Here is a 22,675-nt window from a genome sequence, read left to right as displayed (position 1 = left end):
GCTGAACGCCGCGCTCATGGCTGTGCCCTCTCCTCGCGCACGAGGCCGACGAAGATGTCCTCCAGCGAGCTCTGCTCGGTGTGGAGGTCGTTGAAGCGGATGCCCGCCGCCGCGAGGCCGGTCAGGAGCCCGGTGATGCCGGTGCGCTCGGCGCGGGTGTCGTAGGTGTAGACCAGCTCGGTCCCCTCCCCGCCGAGCGCCAGGCCGTAATCGGCGAGTTCCGGCGGTACCGCGGCGATCGGCTGCTGGAGGTGGAGCGTCAGCTGCTTGCGCCCGAGCTTGCGCATCAGCGCGGCCTTCTCCTCCACGAGGATGATCTCGCCCCGGCGGATCACGCCGATGCGGTCGGCCATCTCCTCGGCCTCCTCGATATAGTGGGTGGTGAGGATGACGGTGACGCCCTGCTGGCGCAGGTCGCGCACGAGGCGCCACATGTCCTGGCGCAGCTCCACGTCGACGCCCGCCGTGGGCTCGTCGAGGAACAGCACCCGGGGCTCGTGCGACAGCGCCTTGGCGATGAGCACCCGCCGCTTCATGCCGCCCGACAGGGTCATCAGCCGGCTGTCGCGCTTGTCCCAGAGGGACAGCGCCCGGAGGATCCGCTCGATATGCCCGGGATCCGGCCGCAGCCCGAACAGGCCGCGGGAGAAGCTCACGGTGTTCAGCACCGTCTCGAAGGCGTCGGTGGTGAGTTCCTGCGGGACGAGCCCGATGGCCCGGCGCGCGGCGCGGTAATCCGCCGCGATATCGTGGCCGTCGACCAGGACGGTCCCCGCACTCGCGGTGACGATCCCGCAGACGATGTTGATGAGCGTGGATTTGCCCGCTCCGTTCGGACCGAGCAGCGCGAAGATCTCGCCGCGCTCGATGGCGAGGTCGATGTCGCGCAGGGCTGTGAAGCCGGACGTGTAGGTCTTCGACAGCTTCGAGATGGAGATGATCGGCATCAGAGCCTGGTGCGAGCGGGAGCGTGCACGGGTCCGGCAACCATGCTCAGGCGCCGGACACGCGAGGGGCCGGCCGAGCGGGACGCCTCCGGCGGCGGGCGCCCCTATAGCATGGTGAATGACCGGCGCTGACCGAGCCCGTGTGCGCCACCGCACCGCGAGGGCGCCCGCCGCTCACCGGCGGCCGAGGCGCTCCGCCAGCGCGAGGCACTCCTTGCGGAGTTCCGGATCCTCGATGCGCGAGAAGGCGGTCAGCAGGGCGGCGCATTCCGCGGCGCTCGGGCCGCCGGCTGCCGGGGACCCCGGCGGCCCGCGGAAGATCGAGACCGGGACGTTCAGCGCGTGGGCGATCTGGCGAAGCAGCACTTCCCGCTCATGAGCGGAGTTCGCCGTGCCGTCGAGATCGAATCCGCCCGCGTCCGTCATGATCTCTTCGAAACCAGTCCTTCGGCCGAGCTCGGATGCACGGGATGCCCACGGACGCTGCTCACGCGGCGCGCGGCACGACCATCCACACTTTCTCGGCGGGTGCAACCTACCGTTATGGTATCAGCTTGGCAGGGCCGCACTGTCCAGAACGCGCGGACAGCCACCCCGGACCGAGATCTTGTGCCGCTCATCTGTAATCGGCGAAGTCGGTTCAGCCTCCGTTCCGAATCAACATCCAGAAATACAATTGCCGGTAGCATGGTTCCGGCACTAGGCCGCTCGCCGAAGCGTGATCAGCGCGGCCAGGCCGATCAGGGTCGCTGCACCGAGGATCCGGCGCCAGGGATTCACGCCGCGCAGGAGCTCGTCGATCGCCCACCATGTCAGCGCGATATCGGCCCCGAAGGACAGAGAGGAGGCCGGCAGCCAGGGGGCCAGCTCTCCCCTGTCCTGGGCCAGCCAGGCCGCGAGGCTCAGGCCCGCGAACAGCCAGAGCGGCAGGTTCGGCCACTGCGCCACGGTGATCGCGCCGGTGGTCCGGTCGCGAAACATCCAGTCGACGGCCCGCCCGAAGGTCGTGCGCGGACGAGGAGACATGGCTCGAACCTTCGTGAGTGCCGGCCGGCGCGTGTCGTGCCGCCTCGCCGGACCAGATTGAGCCGGCGGCTCCGGAAGGCGCCTTAACACATCGGTAACGTTAGCAAAGGGAAACCGTCGGTAAATCCCTAACGGATCCTGAAAGGACTCGCGAAAAATTCGTTAATCTGGTGATCATCGGTCATCGGAACGGCGGCCCTTCAGCCGAACATCGAGGATCGATCATGAGCGCCCGTCTCGAAGACCTGAAGTTCATGCTGACGCTCAGCGCCGTGGTCCTGCTCGGCAGCGGCCTCGACGTCATCCTGCGCTGATCGCGCCAATCAACCCGGCCCGCGGCGCCGCGCCGCCGGACATGAAGGCGCGTCCGAGCGCCGCGCGGGCGGCCGACGGCCGAGCCGCCGAAGCGCCGCCCCGGCCGGTCGTGTACGGGACGGCGATCAACCGCAGGGCGGCGTCCGCGGGACGGCGCATCCCCCCGATCTCGACGGACGGGATCTGTCCGGAGCGAAGGAAGCTCCGCAAGTCCGCGGCCCGCGCCCGCCGCTCCGTCCGCATCTTGAGCACGGCGATCACGAGGCCGGCCAGCCCGGCCGCCTCCAAGAACGCCGCGACCACGTAGCCCGCAGCCATCCGCTTCCACCAACTGTATCGAGGAGAGGCCGCCCTCGCGGCGGCCGCCACCGATCTGCGGGGTCATGGTTAGCGGGGCCTTAACGGCTGCGTAGAAGTCCGCAGATCGCGCCGGCGTCGACACTCGCCGCCCGCGACCGGGGCGCGGTGCGAGCCTTTCCCGTGCAACGACGATCGGGCGACGCGCAGGGTCCGCGCGTCGCGCCCGGGAGTCCCTTCGGGAAGCCGTGACGCTCCGCGGGGGCGCTACCACATGTCGAGGGCGACGCGGGCCTCGTCGGACATGCGGCTCTGGTCCCACGGCGGGTCGAAGACCATGGTCACCGCGCAGGACTGGACCCCCGGCACGGCGGACACCGCGTTCTCGACCCAGCCGGGCATCTCGCCCGCGACCGGGCAGCCGGGCGCCGTGAGGGTCATGTCGATCGCGACGACGCGATCGTCGCCGATATCGACCTTGTAGATCAGGCCGAGCTCGTAGATGTCGGCCGGAATCTCGGGATCGTAGACCGTCTTCAGCGCCGCGACGATGTCGTCGGTCAGGCGGTCCAGTTCCGCCTGCGGGATCGTCGAGTCGCCGGCGACGTCGGGGGCGTTCTTGCCGCCCGTGATGGTGGCGTCGGTGCTCATCGCTTCACTCTCCCCGGGCCCGCGCGGGCGGGACCAGCCTCATCCCAGTATCAGGTGAACAGCATTTCTGCTCTGCCGAGCGCCTCGGCAAGGGCATCGATCTCGGCGGTCGTGTTGTAAAGCCCGAACGAGGCGCGGCAGGTCGAGGTGACGCCGAAGCGGTTGAGCAGCGGCATCGCGCAGTGGGTCCCGGCCCGCACCGCCACGCCCTGCCGGTCGATCACCGTGGCGATGTCGTGGGCGTGCGCGCCCTTCATCTCGAAGGCGATCACGCCGCCCTTGCCCGGTGCGGTGCCGATGAGGCGCAGGGAATTCATCGCGCCGAGGCGCTCCTGCGCGTAGGCCGTGAGCTTCGCCTCGTGGGCGGCGATCGCGTCGCGCCCGAGATTCATCATGTACTCGAGCGCGGCGCCGAGACCGACCGCCTCGATGATGGCCGGGGTGCCGGCCTCGAACCGGTGGGGCGGATCGTTGTAGGTGATCGCGTCCTCGCTGACCGTCCGGATCATCTCGCCGCCGCCCTGGTAGGGCGGCAGGCGCTCCAGCCATTCCTTCTTGCCGTAGAGCACGCCGATCCCGGTCGGGCCGTAGACCTTGTGGCCGGTGAAGACGAAGAAGTCGCAATCGAGCGCCCGCACGTCGACGGGCTGGTGCACCGCGCTCTGGGCCCCGTCGAGCAGGACCGGCACGCCGTGGGCATGGGCGATGCGCACGATCTCGGCGGCGGGCGTCACCGTGCCGAGCACGTTCGACATGTGGGTGATCGCCACCATCTTGGTCCGCGGCGAGAACAGCTTCTCGTATTCCTCGACCAGGAAATTGCCCTGGTCGTCCACCGGGGCCCACTTGATCACGGCGCCCCGGCGCTCGCGCAAGAAGTGCCAGGGCACGATGTTGGAGTGGTGCTCCATGATCGAGAGGATGATCTCGTCCCCCTCCCCGATCAGGCCGGCCCAGCCCATCGACGAGGCCACGAGGTTGTAGGCCTCGGTGGCGTTGCGGGTGAAGATGATCTCGTCCGTCGAGGCGGCGTTGAGGAACTGGCGCGTGGTCTCGCGCGCGCCCTCGAAGCCCTCGGTGGCGGCGTTCGCCATGTAGTGCAGGCCGCGATGGACGTTGGCGTAGCCGGTCTCCATGCAGGAGACCATCGCGTCGATCACCTGCCGGGGCTTCTGCGCCGAGGCGGCGTTGTCGAGGTAGACGAGCGGCTTGCCGTAGACCTGCTGGCCCAGGATCGGGAAATCCTTCCGGATCGCCGCGACGTCGTAGGTGGGGGTGAGGACGGGTGCGTTCATGGTCGCGACCTTCCGAAGACTTCGCCGATCCCGGGAACAGCCCTCATCCTGAGGTGCCGGAGCGAAGCGGAGGCCTCGGAGGCCTCCGGCTGGCGTTGCGATTCCTGGACCCCGCCCCGAGGCGCGCTGCCGCGGTGGCCTCAGGCCGGGATCAGGCATCGAGAAGGGCCGGTCCGCGGAGCGGACCGGCCGGGTCCGATCAGCCGCGCGCCTGGAGCCAGGCCTCGATCTCGCCGATGAGCGCCGCGCGGGCGCCCTCGTGCGTGACCGCCTCGACGGCCTCGCCGACGAAGGCCTGGACGAGCAGGCTCTCGGCGGTCGCGCGCGGCAGGCCGCGGGCCATCAGGTAGAACAGCAGATCCTCGTCCGGCGCGCCGCAGGTGGCCCCGTGGCCGCAGGCGACGTCGTCGGCGAAGATCTCCAGCTCCGGCTTGTTCATCATCTGTCCCTCGTCGGTGAGGAGGAGGCAGTCGGACTTCATCTTGCCGTCGGTCTGCTGGGCAGCCTGACGGACGATGATCTTGCCCTGGAACACGCCGGTGGCGTCGCCGTCGATGATCCACTTGAACTGCTCGCGGCCGACGCCGCCGACAGCGGCGTGATCGGCGAGCAGCGTCGAGTCGGCGAGCTGACCCTTGCGCAGCATGGCGGCGCCGTTGACCACGACGTTGGTGTCGTCGCCCGCGACGTGGACGAAGATCTGGTGGCGCGACAGGACCGCTCCGGTCACGAGGTTCACGGTCTCGACCTGACCCTCGGCCTCGACCTTGAGCGACAGGGTCGAGAGCGCGATGGCGGCGTCGCCCTGCTTGTTCAGGCGGGTGTGCCGGAAGGCGGCCTTGGGGCCGACCACCACGTCGAGGGCGTCGTTCGGCTGGCAGGTGAGCCCGTCCGGACCCTCGTGGCTCTCCAGGAGACCGAACTCCGCGCCCTCGCCGATCTGGACGAGCACGCGGGTCGCCGTCGAGAACGGCGTGTTCCCGGCGCCCACGAAGCGCAGGTGCAGCGGCCGCGCCGGCTTCGCGCCGGGCGCCACCGTGATCAGCGCGCCGTCCGCCAGGAAGGCGGTGTTGAGCTGGTAGACCGGGTTCTCCCGGGCCTGCGCCACCGGCGCGAGCTGTTTCAGGTCGACATGCGCCTTCGTCAGCGCCTCGGACATCGGGACGACCGTGATGCCCTCGGGGATCCGGTCGAGATCCGACAGCTCGCGGACGAGATGGCCGTTCACGAAGGTCAGGCGCGCGGCCTCGATGCCGGAGAAGCCCTTCGCCCCGGCGACGGCCGCCCGGGCGACGTCGAGGCTCGGCGCCTCGGCCGGGGGCGCGGCCTCCGTGATGGCGGCGCGCAGGTCCGTGTACTTGAAAGCCTCGACCCGCCGGCTCGGCAGGCCGGTCGCCTCGAAGAAGCGGAAGGCCTCCTCGCGGGCGATCGCCTTCTCGCTGGCGAAGCTCTGGCGGGCCGACTCGAACAGCTTCGACAGGCCGGCCTCGGCGGGGGAGCGGAGGTTGGTGACGTCGGCCATGGCTCAGGCCGCCTCCCCGGTGCGGTACTCGGCGTAGCCGGAGGCCTCGAGCTCGAGGGCGAGCTCCTTGCCGCCGGTCTTCACGATCTGGCCCTTCGACATGACGTGCACGGTGTCGGGCACGATATGGTTGAGCAGGCGCTGGTAGTGGGTGATCACCAGGAACGAGCGGCCCTGGTCGCGGAGCGCGTTCACGCCCTCGGAGACGATCCGCAGGGCGTCGATGTCGAGGCCGGAATCGGTCTCGTCGAGCACGCAGAACTTCGGCTGCAGCAGCGCCATCTGGAGGATCTCCATGCGCTTCTTCTCGCCGCCGGAGAAGCCGACGTTGAGGGCGCGCTTGAGCATCTCCTTGTTGATCTCGAGCTTGTCGGCCGCGCCGTTCACCGCCCGGATGAAGTCGGGGGTCGACAGCTCGGCCTCGCCGCGCGCCTTGCGCTGCGCGTTCAGGCAGGCCTTGAGGAAGGTCATGGTGCCGACGCCGGGGATCTCCAGCGGGTACTGGAAGGCCAGGAAGATGCCGGCCGCGGCGCGCTCGTCGGCAGCCATCTCCAGAACGTTCTGCCCGTCGAGCAGGATCTCGCCGTCGAGAACCTCGTAATCTTCCTTGCCGGCGATGACGTAGGAGAGGGTCGACTTGCCCGAGCCGTTCGGGCCCATGATCGCCGCGACCTCGCCGTCGTTCACGGTCAGGTTGAGGCCGTTCAGGATGCGGTTGTCCTCGATCTGCACGACGAGGTTCTTGATTTCCAGCATGTCAGTCCAAGTCCTTCAAAACCATTCGTCCCGCATCGCCCGCAGGAACGCGGCGCTCCCGGCCGGGTAGCCGGAGAGGTCGCCGATCACCGCGTCGATGCCGCACCGGGGACAGAGGGCGGTGCCCTCATCGGCGATCCAGCCCGCGATCTCGTCCGGCGCGAAAACCTCGAGGCAGAAGAAGCACCCGCACAGGACGCTGCTCCTGACCTCGTCGGCGTGCCGCGCGCTGTGCCGATGGGCCGCGCGCAGCACGTCGTCGTCGTATCCGCCCAGGTGGTCAGCCCACCGAGCCTTCCAGGCTGATCGAGATCAGCTTCTGGGCCTCGACGGCGAACTCCATCGGCAGCTGCTGCAGCACGTCCCGGACGAAGCCGTTGACGATGAGCGCGGTCGCCTCCTCCTCGGAGAGGCCGCGCTGCTGGCAGTAGAACTTCTGCTCCTCGGAAATCTTCGAGGTCGTCGCCTCGTGCTCGAAGACGGCCGAGGCGTTCTTCGACTCGATGTAGGGCACGGTGTGCGCGCCGCACTGGTCGCCGATCAGCAGGGAGTCGCAGTTCGTGAAGTTGCGCGCGCCCTTGGCCTTCCGGTGCGCCGAGACGAGGCCCCGGTAGGTGTTCTGCGACCGGCCGGCCGAGATGCCCTTCGAGATGATCCGGCTCGTCGTGTTCTTGCCGAGATGGATCATCTTGGTGCCGGAATCGACCTGCTGCATGCCGTTCGACACCGCGATCGAGTAGAACTCGCCGCGGGAATCGTCGCCGCGCAGGATGCAGGACGGGTACTTCCAGGTGATCGCCGAGCCGGTCTCGACCTGCGTCCACGAGATCTTCGAGCGGGCGCCGCGGCAGTCGCCGCGCTTCGTGACGAAGTTGTAGATCCCGCCCTTGCCCTCGTTGTCGCCCGGGTACCAGTTCTGAACGGTCGAGTACTTGATCTCAGCATCGTCCAGGGCGACCAGCTCGACCACCGCGGCGTGGAGCTGGTTGTCGTCGCGCTTCGGGGCGGTGCAGCCCTCGAGATACGAGACGTAGGAGCCCTTGTCGGCGATGATCAGCGTGCGCTCGAACTGGCCGGTGTCGCGCTCGTTGATGCGGAAGTAGGTCGACAGCTCCATCGGGCAGCGCACGCCCGGCGGGATGTAGACGAACGACCCGTCGGAGAAGACGGCCGAGTTCAGCGTCGCGAAGAAGTTGTCGGTCACCGGCACGACCGAGCCGAGGTACTTCTGCACCAGCTCGGGGTGCTCGCGCACCGCCTCGGAGATCGGCATGAAGATCACGCCGGCCTTCTCCAGCTCCTTCTTGAAGGTGGTGGCCACCGAGACCGAATCGAACACGGCGTCGACCGCGACCCGGCGCTCCGGCGCGATGCCTTCCAGCACCTCGACCTCGCGCAGCGGGATGCCGAGCTTCTCGTAGGTCTTCAGGATCTCGGGATCGATCTCATCGAGCGATTCCGGGCCCTGCCGCTTCGGGGCGGCGTAGTAGTAGATGTCGTTGTAGTCGACCTTGTCGTAGGAGACGCGGGCCCACTCCGGCTCCTTCATGGTCAGCCAGCGCCGGTAGGCGTCGAGGCGCCACTCCAGCAGCCACGCGGGCTCGTTCTTCTTGGCCGAGATGAAGCGGACGACGTCCTCGGAGATGCCCTTCTCGGACTTCTCCATCTCGATCGTGGTCTCGAACCCGTACTTGTACTGGTCGAGGTCGATCGAGCGGACCCGATCAATGGTTTCCTGCACAGCAGGCATCAGCGTCTCCTAGGCATCTCCGGCGTCAAGGACCGGGAAGCGTCTGTCGGAAAGCGGGGGGGCGGCGCTCAGGCCGCCTGGCCTCGCCGTCTATATAGGGTCTCCACGACCCGTTCGAAGGCGTCGAGGAAGCATGCCACCTCCTCGTCCACCGTGTTCCAGCCGAGGCTGACGCGCAGCGCCCCCCCGGCGAGGTCGGAACCGACGCCCATCGCGGCGAGCGTCGCCGAGCGCGCGACCTTGCCCGACGAGCAGGCCGAGCCCGACGACACCGCCACGCCGGCGAGGTCGAGGGCGATCAGGGCCGAGGGCGCGTCGAGCCCCGGGACCGAGAAACTCAGGGTGTTGGGCAGGCGCGGCGCTCCGGCGGCGAACACCACCGCGTCGGGCGCCATGGTGCGCACGCCAGCCTCGATCCGGTCCCGGAGGACGGAGAGGCGCGCGGCCTCCGCGTCGAGCGCCGCGCGGGCGATCCGGGCGGCCTCGCCCATGCCGACGATGGCCGGCAGGCACTCGGTGCCGCAGCGCAGCCGCCGCTCCTGGCCGCCCCCGCGCAGGAAGGCGCTCTCCAGGCTGACGCCCTCGGCCAGGACCAGCGCGCCGACCCCCTTGGGCGCCGCGAACTTGTGGCCCGAGAGGGTCAGCGCGTCGAGGCCGAGCGCCGCCATGTCGAGGGGGATCTTGCCGACGGCCTGCACGGCGTCGCTGTGGACCAGGGTCCGGCCGTGCGCCCGCGCCAGGCCGACGATCTCGGCCAGCGGCTGCACCGCGCCGGTCTCGTTGTTGGCGGCGTGGACCGAGAGGAGCAGAGTCTCGTCGGCGAGAGCACCCAGGCGCGCCTCCAGGGCGGCGAGATCGACCACGCCGTCGGCGGTGACCGGGACTTCCTCGACGGCCGCGTCAGGGAACCGGTGACCGGCGGCGACGCAGGGATGCTCCGTGGCGGAGTGGAGCAGCCGCCTCGGGGCCGCCGCGCCGCCGCGACGGAGGGCGCCCGACAGGACCGCGTTCGCCGCCTCGGTCCCGCCGCTGGTGAAGACGACCTGCTCGGGCCGGGCGTTCACGAGCGCCGCCACCTGGGTACGGGCCGCTTCGAGGGCGGCCCGGGCCGCCCGTCCCTCCGCGTGGATCGAGGACGGGTTCCCGGGGAGCGTGAGCGCGCGCGCGACCGCCACCGCGACGTCCGGGCGGACCGGCGCGGTGGCGTTGTAGTCGAGATAGGCGCGTGCCCGGCTCATCCGCGTTCCGTTAAGCCCTCTGCTGCGGCGCGTCACAATTCCTTGCCCGCGCGCCGGCTCGGCGTGCTAAGGCGCGCCGAGAAAATGAGATCCCGCCGACCCAGCACGGTCGGCGTGGCAGCCAACGCAGTGCTTCGGACGGCTTGTTTAGAACAGTTCTAATCGCCTAGAACTGTTCTAAGACTGCTTTTATGGTGCGCGCGCGATGAGTCAAGGCTGCTGCGCCGCCGCGCCGATCGCCCGGCGGGCGATCTCCGGAGCGAGAGACGAGCGATGCCCGAAGTGATCTTCACTGGCCCGGCCGGCCGCCTGGAAGGCCGTTATCAAGCCCCCAAGAAGCGCGGCGCGCCGATCGCCATCATCCTGCACCCGCACCCCCAGTTCGGGGGTACGATGAACAATCAAATTGTGTACAACCTTTTCTACACCTTCGCCAATCGCGGATTCGCGGCCCTGCGTTTCAATTTCCGCGGGGTGGGACGCAGCCAGGGGTCGTTCGACCACGGCTCGGGCGAGCTGTCGGACGCCGCGGCCGCCCTCGACTGGGTGCAATCGGTCAACCCGGAGGCGAAGTCCTGCTGGATCGCCGGCGTGTCCTTCGGCTCATGGATCGGGATGCAGCTCCTGATGCGCCGCCCCGAGATCGAGGGATTCATCTCCATCGCCGCCATGGCGAACCGCTACGACTTCACCTTCCTGGCCCCCTGCCCCTCCTCCGGCCTGTTCGTGCACGGCTCCGAGGACCGGGTCGCGCCCGCCCGCGAGGTCATGCCGGTGATCGAGAAGGTGAAGACCCAGAAGGGCGTCATCATCGAGCACCAGATGGTCGAGGGCGCCAACCATTTCTTCGACGGCAAGGTCGAGGAACTGACACAGACGGTCGACACCTACCTCGACAAGCGCCTCGGCAAGCGCGAGGAGGCGGCCTGACGGATCCGGCCCCGCGCCTTGACGGGGGGAGCCCCGGAGGAATAGGGCGCGGGTTTCGGAATTGAGACGCACCTTCGCAGGTCTGATGTCAGATAGCCCGTCCGACCACCCCGTCGTTCTCCTCGTGGAAGATGACGGCCTCCTTCTGATGGAGGCCTCGGACACCCTCGCGGATGCGGGCTTCACCGTCGTCGAGGCGACGCATGCCGACAAGGCGCTGAAGGTTTTGGAGAACCGCGACGACGTCGGGGTCCTGATGACCGACGTCGACATGCCGCAGGGTTCGATGGACGGCTTCGCCCTGGCGCGCCTCGTCGCGCATCGCTGGCCGTCGATTCCCGTGCTGGTGGTGTCGGGCATGGGCACGCCCGGTCCCAACGACATGCCGGAGGGCGCCCGGTTCATCCCGAAGCCCTACGAGCCGACCACCCTGGTCCGGACCCTGCAGGCCTTCATCCGCCGCGCGGCTTGACGCACGGATCCGCTCGGGCTGACACCCGGTCCGGGCCCTGAACACCCGACCGAGAGCCATGACGGACAAGAATAGACCGCACCGCTTCGCGACCCGGGCCATACACGCCGGCGCGGCGCCCGATCCCGCCACGGGCGCCCGGGTCCAGCCGATCTACTTCACCAACGGCTTCGTCTTCGACTCGACCGAGCAGGCCGCCGACATCTTCGCGGGCCGCCGGACCGGCTTCTCCTACTCGCGCGGATCCAACCCGACGGTCGCCGCGCTGGAGCGCCGGATCGCCGATCTGGAAGGCGCGAAGGCGGGTGTGGCGGTGTCCTCCGGACAGTCGGCCATGCAGCTCATTCTGATGACGCTGTTGAAGGGCGGCGACGCCTACGTTGCGTCGCCGCGCCTGTTCGGCGGGTCGCTCGGCCTGATGCGCCGGCTTGACGGGCGCTACGACCTGAAGCCGCGCTTCGCGCGCGGTATGGCCCCGGAGGATTTCGAGGCGGCGATCACCCCGGACTGCCGGGCCATCTTCTGCGAATCGATCGTGAACCCCTGCGCGTCGGTGGTGAACCTCGACGGCATCGCCGCGGTGGCCCGCCGCCACAACCTGCCGCTCGTCGTCGACAACACCCTCGCCTCGCCGGCCCTGATCCGGCCGATCGAGCACGGCGCCGACATCGTCTGGCACTCCACCTCGAAGTTCCTGAGCGGCTCCGGCCAGACCATCGGCGGCGTGATCTGCGACGCCGGGCGCTTCGACTGGGCGAAGGCCGGTGGCTACAACCTGATCACCGAGCCCTGGCCGGACTACGACGGGCTGGTGCTCACCGAAGCCTTCCCGGCGACCCCCTTCGCGGCGGCGTGCCGGTTCTTCGGTCTGCGGGACCTCGGGCCCGGCCTGTCGCCGATGAACGCGTTCCTGACGCTCATGGGGATCGAGACCCTGCCGCTGCGCATGGAGCGGCACTGCGCCAACGCCCGGGCGGTGGCGGCCTTCCTGAAGGATCACCCGGCCGTGGCCTGGGTGAGCTACCCGATGTTGCCGGGCCAGACCGGCGAGGACCTCGCCCGCCGCTACACCCCGGACGGGCCGGGCTCGATCTTCACCTTCGCGCTGAAGGGCGGCGAGCCGGCGGCGCTGCGGTTCATCGCCGGCCTGGAGCTGATCTCTCACTTGGTGAACATCGGCGAGATCAAGTCGCTGGCGATCCACCCGTCCTCGACCACGCACCGGCAGCTGCCGGAGCACGAGAAGGCCGCCGCGCGGGTCGGGCCCGAGACCGTGCGGCTGTCGATCGGGCTGGAGAACGAGGCCGACCTCATCGCCGATCTCCAGCAGGCGCTGGATCGCCTCCTCTAGTCCGTCATCGCGAGCGCGGCGAAGCGACCCAGAGCCGCGCGATCTCGACGATCGTGAGGCCGCTGGATTGCTTCGCGCTGCCCGCGAGGACGGCCACGGCGGGCAGGGATTGGCCGCAACCGGGACGGCCTCAGCGCCGCCGCTCCAGGATCGACACGTAGTTGGCGACCGCCGCGCCGCCCATGTTGAAGATCCCGGCGAGCTCCGCCCCGGGCACCTGCATCTCACCGGCCTCGCCCATGAGCTGGAGGCAGGCCATGACGTGCATCGACACGCCGGTCGCCCCCACAGGATGACCCTTGGCCTTCAACCCGCCGGACGGGTTGATCGGCAGCCGGCCGCCCTTCTCGGCGAGCCCCTCGCGCACCACGCGAAAACCCTCGCCCGGCGCGGCGAGGCCCATCGCCTCGTACTCGATCAGCTCGGCGATCGTGAAGCAGTCGTGGGTCTCCACGAAGGAGAGGTCCTCGTTGGCGATCCCGGCCTGGGCCCGCGCCCTCTCCCAAGCCATCCGCGCGCCCTTGAACTCCGCCGGGTCGCGGCGGGACAGGGGCAGGATGTCGTTGACGTGGGCCCGGGCGCGGAAGCCGATCGCCCGCTCCAGGCCCTCGGCCGTCTCGGCATCGGCCACCACCAGGGCCGCCGCGCCGTCCGAGATCAGCGAGCAGTCCGTGCGCCGCAGGGGGGCGGCCACGTAGGGGTTCTTCTCCGAGACCCGGTTGCAGAAGTCGAAGCCGAGATCCTTGCGCAGATGCGCGTAGGGATTGCCGACGCCGTTGCGGTGGTTCTTGGCGGCGATGCGGGCCAGCTCCTCGCTGCGGTCGCCGTAGCGCTGGAAGTAGCCCGCCGCGATCCGCCCGAACACGCCCGCGAACCCGCCCTCGATGTCGGCCTCCTCCTTCCGGTAGGAGGCGCCCAGCAGGATGTCGCCGGTCTCGGCGACGCTCTTGGCCGTCATCTTCTCGGCGCCGATCACCAGGGCGACCCGGCCGCGGCCGCTGTCGACGAAGTCGAGGGCCGCGTAGAGGGCCGCCGACCCGGTGGCGCAGGCGTTCTCCAGGTGGGTTGCCGGGGCGTGGGCGAGGCCCGGCCGGTTCACTGCCACCAGCGAGCCCTCGAAGCCCTGCTTCGAGAAGCCGGTGTTCATCGAGCCCACGTAGATGCCGTCGACCTGCGCGTCCTCGACGCCGGCATGGGCCAGCGCCTCGCCCGAGACCCGGGCGATCAGCCCCTCGACATCGGGCTCCTCGAGCTTGCCGAAGGGGGTGTGGGCCCAGCCCACGATGCAGGCGCGCGTCATCCGGTGACCTCCCGTGTGTGGCCCGGACGATGGGCCCGTCGCGGCCGGCGATCAAGACGGGGCGCGGGCTCTTCGACGCGCTGGACCCCTCCGCACGATGGCCGCCCGGGCCCCGCTCAGCGCAGGTGGAAAGCGACCCACGCGACGCCGACGACCACCAGCGCGGTCAGCAGCCCCCGGGCGAACGCGCGGCGGCGTCTCACAGGGCGAACAGCTCCGGATGACGGGCGCGGAGCGCCAGGACCAGGGTGAGCGTCTTGAGGTCGGTGATCTCGGCGCGGTCGGCGCGGGCGGCGAGCTCGGCCAGCGGCATCTCGACCACCCGGATGTTCTCGTGCTCGCCCTCGGCCCCGCCGCCCGCCTCCGCGCGATCCGCCCGGCCGTAGGGCGCGAGGTAGAGGTGGATCTTCTCGGTGGTCAGGCTGGCGCAGGAATAGGTGGCGCCGACGAATTCGAGCGCCCGCAGGCGCAGGCCCACCTCCTCCAGCGCCTCGCGGCGGGCATTCTCCTCCGGGCTGCCGGCGTCGATCAGCCCCGCCGGGGCCTCCAGCTGAACCTGCTCGCCGGCCGCGAACAGCGGCGGCACCCGCAGCTCGCGCACGAGCGTCGCGACCTTCCGCTCCGGGTCGTAGGGCAGGATCCCGACCGAGTTGCCGTGGTCCTCGATCTCGCGCTCGACGACGGCCCCGTCGGCGAGGCGCACCCGCGCAATCCCGAAGCGGCTCCAGCCCTCGTGGACGAAGCGGATAGTGAGGATCTCGGCTTTCATGGGCACTCCCACTCCTCATCGCCCTACACGGAACCGTGTCCCCGGGTTCCGGGAACGCCGACGACCGCGGCCACGTTTGGTCGGACACGCGCATGGTCACGCTTCCGCGGGGCGCGCCGGTCAGGATCGATGCGGGCAGGATCGACGCAGGCAGGACCGATCGGCGGGCTCGGGAAGCGTTCGCGGCGCGACGGCGCAGCGATCTGGGTCGTCCTCGCCCTCACCTACATGGTCTTCGCCGGCTCGGTGAGCCTGAACGAGGGGATGGCCGCCGTCGGCTGCGCCAGTCTCGGCACACTCTGGTGGTGGGGCGTCGGACGGCGCGGCGGGCTGCGCTTCCGCTTCGACCGTGAGGCGCTCCGCCCGCTCGGCCCCGCCATCCGCGACATGCCGCGCCAGAGCGCCCGCGTCGGGCTGCACCTCCTGCGCGCGGTCCTCGGTCGCGCCGGCGGCGGCGCGACCCGGGAGCGGAGCGCCGCCGAGATCGCCTGGGCCACGCCGGAGGGCGAGGCGGCGCCGGCCGCGCGGGCGGTCGGGCTTCTGGCCGCGTCGCTCGCCCCCGACAGCTACGTGCTCACCCTCGACCGCGCGCACGGAACCGTGGTGACGCACGGCCTGGAGGAGGCGCGATGAGCGTCTGGACGGTCGCCATCCTGGCGCTGCTGCCGCCGCTCGCGGTGGCCGCGGTGCTCGCGTGGCGGGGCAGACCCGGTCAGCGTTTCGCCGCCTACCAGCTCGCCGGCAGCGTCACGGTCCTGATCCTGACGCTGATGGCCTTCGCCACCGATCAGGCGTCGATCACCGATCTCGCCCTCACCCTGGTCCTGCTCAACTTGCCCGGCACGATGCTGCTCGCGGTCTTCCTGGAGCGCTGGATATGAGCGTCGCGATCGGCTCGGTCCTGGCCCTTGCCGTGGCGGCCGCGTGGCTCGCGGCCCTCGCCCTCTGGCGCCTGCCCCGGGCGCTCGACCGGATTCACGCGCCCGCGTTCCTGAACGTCGCGGCCGCGATCCTCGTGACGGTGGCGGCCTTCCTCGCGGACGGCGTCTCCGGGCGCTCGCTCAAGATCCTGGTGATGATGGTGGTGTTCCTCGCCTGGGCGGCGGTGCTGTCGCACGTCTCCGGCCGGGCCGTGCTGATGCGCGAGGGCCGCTCGGCATGACGGTCATCCTGCCGCTGCTCTTCCTGCTCACCGCGGTCTCCGGAACCGCCGTGGTCCTCGTGCGCGACCCCGCGCGGCAGGTCTTCGCCATCGCGGTCAACGGGCTCATCCTGGCGATCCTATTCGACGCCCTCCAGGCCCCAGACGTCGCGCTCTCGGAGCTGGCGGTCGGTTCGGCGGCGGTGCCGCTCCTCTTCCTCGTGGCCCTGATGGCCGTGCGGACGCAGCCGCCCGAGGAGGAATCGTGAGCCCGCGCGCCCGCGTCGCCCTCCTGGCCGTCGCGGGCCTCGTCCTCCTCCCGGGCGCGGCCGCGGTGATCGCCGGCTTGCCGCCCTTCGGATCGACGATCGCCCAGTACGGCGCGCGCATCAACGCGATCGTTCCGGAGGCCCGGCACGTCGCCAACATGGTGAGTGCCATCAACTTCGACCTGCGCGGCCTCGACACCCTCGGCGAGGAGTTCATGCTGCTCGCCGCCATCACCGGGACGGTGGTGCTGCTGCGCGGGCGGCGCGGCGAGGGCAACTCCGAGCGCGCCATGCGCCGGCCCGGCCGGGCCGTGATCCCGCGCTCCGAGGCCGTCGTGCTCGCGTGCCGCGTCGCCGGCCCGCTCACCGCGCTGTTCGGCCTCTACGTCGTGCTGCACGCGACCGTCACGCCGGGCGGCGGCTTCCAGGGCGGCGTCATCCTCGCCTCCGGAACCCTGCTGATCTACCTCGGCGAGGGCTATGCCGGCTGGCGCGACGCCATCCGCAGCCACTGGCTCGACGCCCTGGAGGGGGGCGGCGCGCTGCTCTTCGCGCTGTGCGGGCTGGTGCCGATGCTCACCGGCGCCGCCTTCATGCAGAACATCCTGCCGTTCGGCACCTTCCGCGACCTGTTCTCCGGCGGCCTGATGCTGGTCGAGAACCTCGGCGTCGCCCTCGCGGTGACGGGCGGTTTCACGCAGCTCTTCCTAGAATTCATGGAGGAGACCCGCGAGGCCGACGCGCCCGAGGAGCCGGGGGAGGAATCCGCGTGAGTGCGGTCACCAGTGTCCTGCCCTACGCGGTCGCCGCGTGGCTGTTCGGGATCGGCCTCTACGGCATCGCCACGAGCCGCAACTTCATCCACCTCGTGGGCTGCCTCGGCGTGTGCCAATCGGCGACCTACGTGCTGCTGCTCGGCCTCGGCTATCGCTGGGGCAGCATCGCGCCGATCTTCTACGACCATCCGCCGGGGACGCCCGCCGTGGACCCGGTGATGCAGGCGCTGGTGCTCACCGACATCGTGGTCGGCGCGACGCTCACCGCCCTCCTCCTCGTCCTGACCATCCAGGCCTACAAGCGCGGCGGCAGCCTGGACCCGGAGAAGCTCCGGCCCATGCGCGCGGGCGGCAAGTCCGGGCGCGATGCGGGATCCGGCCGCGTGCGCGACGCGGAGCGGAACGCCCCGTGACCGCCTTCCCGGCCGCCCTCCTGCCCCTGCCCGTCGCCGTCCCGCTCGTGGTTTGCGCCGCGATGCTGGCGACCGCGCACGTCCTGCCCGGCCGCCTGCCCGACATCCTGGCGACGCTGGCGGCGCTCACCGTCGCGGTGCTCTGCGGCGTCATCGCCACACACGCCGCCGACGGGCCGCTGGTCTACTGGTTCGGCGGCTGGGAGCCGCGCGACGGCGTCCATCTCGGGATCGGCTTCTCGGTGGACGAGGCCAGCGGCTGGGTCGCGGCCTTCATCGGGCTGCTCTACGCGCTGACCTTCGTGTTCGCCTGGGGCTTCTTCGACCGCACCCACGGCCACTTCCACATCCTGATGCTGCTGTTCCTGGCCGCCATGGTCGGGTTCTGCTTCACCCGCGACATGTTCAACCTGTTCGTGTGGTTCGAGGTGATGAGCGTCGCGGCCTTCGCGCTCACGGCCTACCACCTGGCGGAGTCGTCGCTGGCGGGCGCCATCAACTTCACGGTGGTGAACAGCCTCGCGGGCTTCCTGATGCTCGGCGGCATCGGGCTGATCTACGCCCAGACCGGCACGCTCGACTTCGAGGGCATCGCGGCGGCGGTGGCGCGGGGCGGCCGGGATCCGGTGGTGGCCGGGGCGTTCTGCCTCGTCGCGGCCGCCCTGATGATCAAAGGCGCGATCGTGCCGTTCCAGTTCTGGCTCGCCGACGCGCACGCGGTCGCGCCGAGCCCGGTCTCGGTGATCTTCTCCGGATCGATGGTCTCGCTCGGCCTGTTCGGCCTCGCGAAGGTGAGCGCCGTCGTGTTCGGCGGCTCCGATCAGGTCCAGCACGCCCTGCCGGGGCTCCTCATCGGCCTGGGCAGCTTCACCGCCCTCCTGGGCGGCTGGATGGCGCTGCTGCAGCGGCACCTCAAGCGGCTGCTCGCCTTCTCGACCATTTCGCATGCCGGCATCATGCTCACCGGCCTCGGCGCCCTCTCGGTCGACGGGACCGGCGGGATGCTCGTCTATGTGGTCGGGCACGGGCTGGTGAAGGGCGCCCTGTTCATGATCGCCGGCATCCTGCTCGCCACCCAGGCCAGCATCGACGAGATCGCCCTGCGCGGCCTCGGACGGGGGATCTGGCCCGCCGGCGTCGCCATGGCCCTGGCCGGGCTGCTGCTCTGCGGCCTGCCCCTCGGTGTGCTCGACCAGGGCACGCGCCTCATCCAGGGCGCGCTCTGGCAGCAGGGGCACGGGGTGGCGCCGGCGGCCGGTGCCATCGGCGCGGCGCTGACCGGGGCCGCGGTGCTGCGGGCCGCGGGCCGGATCTTCCTCGGGCTCGGGCCCGATCCCGGCGACGAAGCCGGCGCCCCGAGCGCGGACGAGCGCGAGAAGGCCAACCGGCCGCTCTGGCTGATGCTGGCGCCGTGCTGCCTTCTCCTCGCGCTCGATATCGCTCTGCCGGCGGCTCTCATCGAGCACGCCCTCCCGCGGGCGGCGTCGGCCTTCATGCATCGGTCGACCGTGCACGCGCTGGCGGAGGGGCCCGGCGGGCTCCCCTGGGCCTCGGTCGCCGCCGCCCTGGTCGGCGCGGGCTACGGGCTGTTCCGCAGACACCTGCCCGCGTTCGTGGTCCGGCCGGTCAGCGCGACGCAATCGGCGCCGACCCGCGCGCTGGAAATGCTCCATAGCGGCTTGATTGGCGATTACGCCGCCTGGCTCGCCGTGGGCGTGGCGGCGATCGCGGCCGTGCTGGCCATAGCCTGAGCGAGCCCGTCGCCGCGCGCCTCAGCCGACGGGCTCACGCCCGCTCGAGCCGGCACAGGACGTCGGCCAGCGGCTCGCTCGTGTATGCTTTCGGGAAACGTCCGGGGGAAGTGGTGCCGCAAGAGGGATTCGAACCCCCGACCCCCTCATTACGAAACACGGGGTATACAGGGAATTAGTTGACAGGACTGCTTACCGGACCGCAGAAGCCTAAGGCGCTGAGAGGCTTGTGTACGTGTACCCTCTCATGGTGCGAGCCGACTTGCTAACCCGCCGCGTGCTTACCGCTTACTATCTGCTTACCGGATCCCCATGCGCCTCACCAACCAGACCGCCCTCGCCCTCCAGGTCCCGGCTGGGCGCGACAAGGTCGTGGTGTTCGACGACGACCTGCCTGGGTTCGGGGTGAGCGTGAGCCAGGGCGGCTCGCGGGCCTGGGTCGTCCAGTACCGGAATGCGCTCGGGCAATCGAAACGAGAGACGCTCGGCAAGGTTGGGGTGCTGACGGCCGCCGATGCGCGCCGGGCCGCCGGCGAGCGCTTGGCCCGGGCGAAGCTCGGCGAGGACCCGCACGCCGAGAAGGCGAAGGCCAAAGCGCGCGCGGCGATCACCCTCGGCGCCGTCGTCGATCCCTACCTTGAGGCGGCGGAGCCGAACATGCGGCCGGCCTACCACGCCGAGGCGACGCGATACCTCCGCACCGTCTGGAAGCCACTGCACAAAGTGCCGCTTCACACGGTCGACCGCCAGAAGATCTCGGACCGGCTCGCCGAGATCCGGCGCGAGACCGGGCCGCACGCGGCCAACCGCGCCCGGTCAGCACTGTCGGCGCACTTCGCGTGGCTCGTCGGGACGGGCAAGGCCGAGCTGAACCCCGTCATGGGGGTGCCGAAGCCGGCGCCGGAAGTGCGGCGCGCGCGGGTGCTCTCGGAGGACGAGATCGCCCGGGTGCTGAAGGCCTGCCGGGACGACGACTTCGGACGGATCGTGCGGCTGCTGCTCCTGACCGGGCAGCGGCGCGACGAGGTCGCCGAGATGATGTGGCCGGAGCTCAATCTCGCGGGCGCCCTCTGGTCGCTGCCCGGGGCCCGGGTGAAGAACGGCCTCGACCACGACGTGCCACTGTCGGCCCCTGCCCTGCAGATCCTCTCGACTATGCAGGACATCGAGGGGCAGGCGTTCGTGTTCGGCCAGGGTGGGAACGGGTTCCAGGGCTTCTCGAAGGCGAAGGCCGCGCTCGACAAGCGGTCCGGCGTCACGGGGTGGCGGCTGCACGATCTCCGACGCACGGCCGCGACGCTCATGACCGACCGGCTCAAGGTGCTCCCGCACGTCGTCGAGGCGGTGCTCAACCACATCTCCGGCCACAAGGCGGGCGTGGCCGGCATCTACAACCGGGCGGTCTACGCCACGGAGAAGCGCGAGGCCCTAGACGCGCTCGGGGGCTTCGTGACGAGTCTTAATCCAGTCCTCCAGGTCGCCGCGACGGATCCCGAGCCGCCGCTCGCTAAGCCGAAGAAGCGTAGGACCGCGACCGGTCTTGCACATCCGACGAAGCGTCGCCGGGTGCAGGCCTAACTCGCGAGCGGCCGCCTGGAACGGCACGACACTGCGCGCGGGGTCAATCACGGAATCCTCCTGTGTCACTGTCGGGGAGAGGAGCGGCCTTGGCGACGAGAGCGAAGCGGGCGGCTCTGAAATCCCGGCCCCGCAGCTTCTCGCTGACCGGCACCTCGGCACGGGTCGAAAGCTCAAGAACCTGCTCGTCCTTGACGTACCGCATGTGGTCAGCGTCGCAGACGTCCGCGAACGGCTTGAGGGCCTTCTCCGCTTCCCTCACCCTATCCCGGAGGTTGGCGTTCTCGGCGCGGAGGTGGGCGTATGCCTTGGCCAGCTCCTCGACGATGGTCTCTTCGACGTGCTCGCCGATGCAGACGCCGTGCTCCTCGGTGCTGCCGGGGAAGTTCTTCTGGTCGTCCTTGAACCACGGGTAGCCGAGGGCCTTGCCGGCGACCTGCTGGCAGGCGTCCACGACCAAGCGCTGCTGGTGAGCATCCAAGCGAGCCTTCGCTAGCTCCCGGCACGCCTCGCCGTACATCTTGGCGAGGGTGATGAGGTTGGCTTCGGACTTCGCGAGCATGCCCTTGGTCAGGTCCGAAATGGCCTGATCCCAGCTTGAGGCGATCTCGTCCTCAGTGGATCGAACAAGTGCCTCATCCCGCTCCTTCCGTGCAGCTATGAGGTCTTCAAGGATCGGCTCGACGGCCGCCTTGACGCGCCTGCGCAAAGACACGTCGAGATCGCTTGCACTCAGGTAGCGAGCGAAGGCAAAGCCGATCTCGGCCTCCATCTCGTCCTCGGCCGTCCGGCCGGTATCGGGGGCGGGGGACGTCATTCCGCCGCCTCCAGAGCTTCGGAGGAGCGATAGACGCCGTACCGGACTCGGCGCACGCCGCCATGGCGGACGAGATAGGCCAGGGCGTTGTAGATCTGCTTGTAGGTGGTCTCTGGAGCGTCGGCCCGCACGGCGACGGCGATCTCGTCGATGCCGTACTCGCGACCGGGCCGGATCACCTCGGCGACGCGGCTTGACACGTCACCTCGGATTGCAATGACATGGCCCTCGGGTCGCAGGCGACGGAGCACCGTCAGGCGCTCTTCGTCGGTGAGCGTGTCGATGAGAATGAGGACAGCGGAAAGTACGCTCATCGATCCGCCCCCGTGGTGGACGGAGCGTCGGAGGGGGTGAGAAAGACCCTGGGTACATCCTCGACCAAAGCCTTCATCATAGCCCGGTAGATGCCGACCGCGAGAGCGCAGCTATCCAGATCCAAGGCATCTGGATCTTCGGCCGGCAGTGCGCACCTGCGCCGCAGTTCGTCGTATGCCTCCCCGCCTGCCCAGATCATGCTGGACGGCAGGGCGCTGTCTGTGAGCGGACGGCTCTCATCGTCCAGAGGCGCCAGCGCCGTCGTGAAACTCGGGGTGCGATCTGCTGCGATCAGATTAGGCATTGGAGCCTCCATCCTTGCGGGCAGCACGAGCCTTCGACCGTTTCCGGCGCTCGCGGCGTTCCTTCGTGCGCTTGACGCGGCGCTCGGCCTGCTCATCGTGGGCAGTGCGGGGATAGCCCACTGGCTCGCCGAGATATTCGAAGGTCTCGCTATCCAGCGTGCCGTCGAGGATCATGGATGCGATCTCACCCATTGCGCACCTCCCCGCCAGCCTGAAGGGTGCGGAGGGCGAGCAGCTTCCGGACGTAGTTCACGCTGGCCGCAATGAAAGCGGCATCATCGGCCGCATCTGGGCCGTCTTCCGGCCGGCTCTCGTTCACGTCCTGGCAGTCGCAGACCATCGTGCCGGCGTGCGGGTCGGGGTTGCCGGCGACGAGCCAAGTGCCGTCGCCCCAGGGCGTATCGACGGTGTACCAAGCGCCGGGCGTGGCGGCATCCGACAGTTCGGCGAGCGCCGAGAGTTCGGCCGGACTGTTGGCGACGGGCGCGCGGGCAGCCGCAAGGACAGCTTCCCACCAAGCCTGATCGTTCAGGATGGAGGCTTCGCGCTTGTCGAGGTAGCAGCGGATCGACACGCTGCTGTGCAAGGTCTTCCGCATGCGCTCATCCAGCACGCGCGGCACGAGAACCCAGTCTTCTCCGACACGCGGGCAGGAAGCGGTGGTGATCGGGTTGGTTGCTTCGGCCATGGC

Annotated in this window: 29 protein-coding genes; 11 read left to right on the top strand and 18 right to left on the bottom strand. The window is 69.9% G+C overall.

Annotation, left to right across the window (positions count from 1 at the left end; translation table 11 throughout):
• Positions 1–14: 14 nt before the first annotated feature.
• The 11 genes from ASG32_RS09905 to ASG32_RS09855 all read right to left on the bottom strand — a co-directional run bounded on the left by ASG32_RS09905 (position 15) and on the right by ASG32_RS09855 (position 9,797).
• On the bottom strand, positions 15–950 hold the full coding sequence (locus ASG32_RS09905) for an ABC transporter ATP-binding protein (protein ID WP_042673784.1): 936 nt from the start codon (positions 948–950) through the stop codon (positions 15–17).
• 171 nt (positions 951–1,121) lie between these two features.
• Entirely contained in the window at positions 1,122–1,373 is a 252-nt protein-coding gene (locus ASG32_RS09900) for a hypothetical protein (RefSeq protein ID WP_056525243.1), read from the bottom strand.
• A gap of 273 nt (positions 1,374–1,646) precedes the next feature.
• A complete protein-coding gene (locus ASG32_RS09895) occupies positions 1,647–1,973 on the bottom strand; it encodes a hypothetical protein (protein ID WP_056525240.1) in 327 nt (108 codons plus the stop codon).
• A gap of 300 nt (positions 1,974–2,273) precedes the next feature.
• On the bottom strand, positions 2,274–2,657 hold the full coding sequence (locus ASG32_RS09890; protein ID WP_244491888.1) for a hypothetical protein: 384 nt from the start codon (positions 2,655–2,657) through the stop codon (positions 2,274–2,276).
• 195 nt (positions 2,658–2,852) lie between these two features.
• Positions 2,853–3,236, bottom strand: a complete 384-nt coding sequence (locus ASG32_RS09885) for an SUF system Fe-S cluster assembly protein (RefSeq protein WP_020093409.1) — start codon at positions 3,234–3,236, stop codon at positions 2,853–2,855.
• 50 nt (positions 3,237–3,286) lie between these two features.
• Positions 3,287–4,531, bottom strand: coding sequence for a cysteine desulfurase (locus ASG32_RS09880; protein WP_056525234.1), 1,245 nt, complete (start codon positions 4,529–4,531; stop codon positions 3,287–3,289).
• A gap of 199 nt (positions 4,532–4,730) precedes the next feature.
• Positions 4,731–6,053, bottom strand: coding sequence for a SufD family Fe-S cluster assembly protein (locus tag ASG32_RS09875; protein ID WP_056525231.1), 1,323 nt, complete (start codon positions 6,051–6,053; stop codon positions 4,731–4,733).
• A 3-nt stretch (positions 6,054–6,056) separates the two neighbouring features.
• Positions 6,057–6,809 (bottom strand): Fe-S cluster assembly ATPase SufC, encoded by a 753-nt coding sequence (gene sufC / locus ASG32_RS09870; protein WP_020093412.1) that lies wholly within the window; start codon positions 6,807–6,809, stop codon positions 6,057–6,059.
• 15 nt (positions 6,810–6,824) lie between these two features.
• Positions 6,825–7,064 (bottom strand): hypothetical protein, encoded by a 240-nt coding sequence (locus ASG32_RS09865; RefSeq protein WP_020093413.1) that lies wholly within the window; start codon positions 7,062–7,064, stop codon positions 6,825–6,827.
• Between the two features lie 25 nt (positions 7,065–7,089).
• Complete coding sequence (sufB, locus tag ASG32_RS09860; protein WP_026604969.1) at positions 7,090–8,559, bottom strand: Fe-S cluster assembly protein SufB; 1,470 nt, start codon at positions 8,557–8,559, stop codon at positions 7,090–7,092.
• Positions 8,560–8,627: 68 nt separating this feature from the next.
• Entirely contained in the window at positions 8,628–9,797 is a 1,170-nt protein-coding gene (locus tag ASG32_RS09855) for a cysteine desulfurase family protein (protein ID WP_056525229.1), read from the bottom strand.
• Positions 9,798–10,070: 273 nt separating this feature from the next.
• Between ASG32_RS09855 and ASG32_RS09850 the strand changes: the two genes are divergently transcribed.
• From ASG32_RS09850 to ASG32_RS09840, 3 genes are all read left to right on the top strand, one after another.
• Positions 10,071–10,727, top strand: coding sequence for an alpha/beta hydrolase (locus ASG32_RS09850; RefSeq protein ID WP_010686946.1), 657 nt, complete (start codon positions 10,071–10,073; stop codon positions 10,725–10,727).
• An 85-nt stretch (positions 10,728–10,812) separates the two neighbouring features.
• Positions 10,813–11,199: a response regulator gene (locus tag ASG32_RS09845; protein WP_026604970.1), complete on the top strand. Its 387-nt coding sequence runs from the start codon at positions 10,813–10,815 to the stop codon at positions 11,197–11,199.
• A gap of 58 nt (positions 11,200–11,257) precedes the next feature.
• Positions 11,258–12,550: an O-acetylhomoserine aminocarboxypropyltransferase/cysteine synthase family protein gene (locus tag ASG32_RS09840; protein ID WP_056525226.1), complete on the top strand. Its 1,293-nt coding sequence runs from the start codon at positions 11,258–11,260 to the stop codon at positions 12,548–12,550.
• 130 nt (positions 12,551–12,680) lie between these two features.
• Here the strand turns inward: ASG32_RS09840 and ASG32_RS09835 are convergent, their stop codons facing one another.
• Together ASG32_RS09835 and ASG32_RS09830 are read right to left on the bottom strand one after the other, a co-directional pair.
• Positions 12,681–13,850: an acetyl-CoA acetyltransferase gene (locus ASG32_RS09835; RefSeq protein ID WP_056525223.1), complete on the bottom strand. Its 1,170-nt coding sequence runs from the start codon at positions 13,848–13,850 to the stop codon at positions 12,681–12,683.
• Between the two features lie 199 nt (positions 13,851–14,049).
• The gene (locus ASG32_RS09830; protein WP_056525219.1) at positions 14,050–14,619 is read right to left on the bottom strand and encodes an NUDIX hydrolase; all 570 of its coding nucleotides are present in this window, start codon (positions 14,617–14,619) and stop codon (positions 14,050–14,052) included.
• A 129-nt stretch (positions 14,620–14,748) separates the two neighbouring features.
• Between ASG32_RS09830 and ASG32_RS09825 the strand changes: the two genes are divergently transcribed.
• The 8 genes from ASG32_RS09825 (at position 14,749) to ASG32_RS09790 (ending at position 20,547) form a co-directional block, all read left to right on the top strand.
• A complete protein-coding gene (locus tag ASG32_RS09825) occupies positions 14,749–15,252 on the top strand; it encodes a hypothetical protein (RefSeq protein WP_056525216.1) in 504 nt (167 codons plus the stop codon).
• Positions 15,249–15,500, top strand: a complete 252-nt coding sequence (locus tag ASG32_RS09820) for a monovalent cation/H+ antiporter complex subunit F (RefSeq protein ID WP_020093421.1) — start codon at positions 15,249–15,251, stop codon at positions 15,498–15,500. The genes ASG32_RS09825 and ASG32_RS09820 overlap by 4 nt, the downstream gene beginning before the upstream one ends.
• Positions 15,497–15,781 (top strand): monovalent cation/H(+) antiporter subunit G, encoded by a 285-nt coding sequence (locus tag ASG32_RS09815; RefSeq protein WP_056525213.1) that lies wholly within the window; start codon positions 15,497–15,499, stop codon positions 15,779–15,781. Before ASG32_RS09820 ends, ASG32_RS09815 begins: the two co-directional genes overlap by 4 nt.
• Complete coding sequence (locus ASG32_RS09810; RefSeq protein ID WP_056525210.1) at positions 15,778–16,029, top strand: DUF4040 domain-containing protein; 252 nt, start codon at positions 15,778–15,780, stop codon at positions 16,027–16,029. The genes ASG32_RS09815 and ASG32_RS09810 overlap by 4 nt, the downstream gene beginning before the upstream one ends.
• Positions 16,026–16,802, top strand: a complete 777-nt coding sequence (locus tag ASG32_RS09805; RefSeq protein WP_056525207.1) for an MnhB domain-containing protein — start codon at positions 16,026–16,028, stop codon at positions 16,800–16,802. The genes ASG32_RS09810 and ASG32_RS09805 overlap by 4 nt, the downstream gene beginning before the upstream one ends.
• Entirely contained in the window at positions 16,799–17,218 is a 420-nt protein-coding gene (locus tag ASG32_RS09800; RefSeq protein ID WP_056525203.1) for a cation:proton antiporter subunit C, read from the top strand. Before ASG32_RS09805 ends, ASG32_RS09800 begins: the two co-directional genes overlap by 4 nt.
• Positions 17,215–18,969 carry a proton-conducting transporter membrane subunit gene (locus ASG32_RS09795; RefSeq protein ID WP_056525200.1) on the top strand — a complete coding sequence of 585 codons (1,755 nt, stop codon included), beginning with the start codon at positions 17,215–17,217 and terminating at the stop codon, positions 18,967–18,969. The genes ASG32_RS09800 and ASG32_RS09795 overlap by 4 nt, the downstream gene beginning before the upstream one ends.
• Before the next feature lie 312 nt (positions 18,970–19,281).
• Positions 19,282–20,547, top strand: coding sequence for a site-specific integrase (locus ASG32_RS09790; protein ID WP_082557821.1), 1,266 nt, complete (start codon positions 19,282–19,284; stop codon positions 20,545–20,547).
• Positions 20,548–20,590: 43 nt separating this feature from the next.
• On the opposite strand, the gene ASG32_RS09785 is transcribed toward ASG32_RS09790, so the two are convergent.
• The 5 genes from ASG32_RS09785 to ASG32_RS09765 are packed head-to-tail and all read right to left on the bottom strand — an operon-like array spanning position 20,591 to position 22,672.
• Entirely contained in the window at positions 20,591–21,364 is a 774-nt protein-coding gene (locus ASG32_RS09785; protein WP_056525197.1) for a hypothetical protein, read from the bottom strand.
• Positions 21,361–21,678, bottom strand: coding sequence for a hypothetical protein (locus tag ASG32_RS09780; RefSeq protein WP_056525195.1), 318 nt, complete (start codon positions 21,676–21,678; stop codon positions 21,361–21,363). Before ASG32_RS09780 ends, ASG32_RS09785 begins: the two co-directional genes overlap by 4 nt.
• On the bottom strand, positions 21,675–21,983 hold the full coding sequence (locus ASG32_RS09775; protein WP_056525192.1) for a hypothetical protein: 309 nt from the start codon (positions 21,981–21,983) through the stop codon (positions 21,675–21,677). Before ASG32_RS09775 ends, ASG32_RS09780 begins: the two co-directional genes overlap by 4 nt.
• Positions 21,976–22,176, bottom strand: a complete 201-nt coding sequence (locus ASG32_RS09770) for a hypothetical protein (RefSeq protein ID WP_056525189.1) — start codon at positions 22,174–22,176, stop codon at positions 21,976–21,978. Before ASG32_RS09770 ends, ASG32_RS09775 begins: the two co-directional genes overlap by 8 nt.
• Entirely contained in the window at positions 22,169–22,672 is a 504-nt protein-coding gene (locus tag ASG32_RS09765) for a hypothetical protein (RefSeq protein ID WP_157861938.1), read from the bottom strand. Before ASG32_RS09765 ends, ASG32_RS09770 begins: the two co-directional genes overlap by 8 nt.
• Between the last annotated feature and the right edge of the window lie 3 nt (positions 22,673–22,675).

Origin of the sequence: Methylobacterium sp. Leaf361, assembly GCF_001424445.1 — a bacterium.
Taxonomy (GTDB): Bacteria; Pseudomonadota; Alphaproteobacteria; order Rhizobiales; family Beijerinckiaceae; genus Methylobacterium.
The sequence above is the reverse complement of the archived record's forward strand: the minus strand, read 5'-3'. Positions and strand labels throughout refer to the sequence as shown.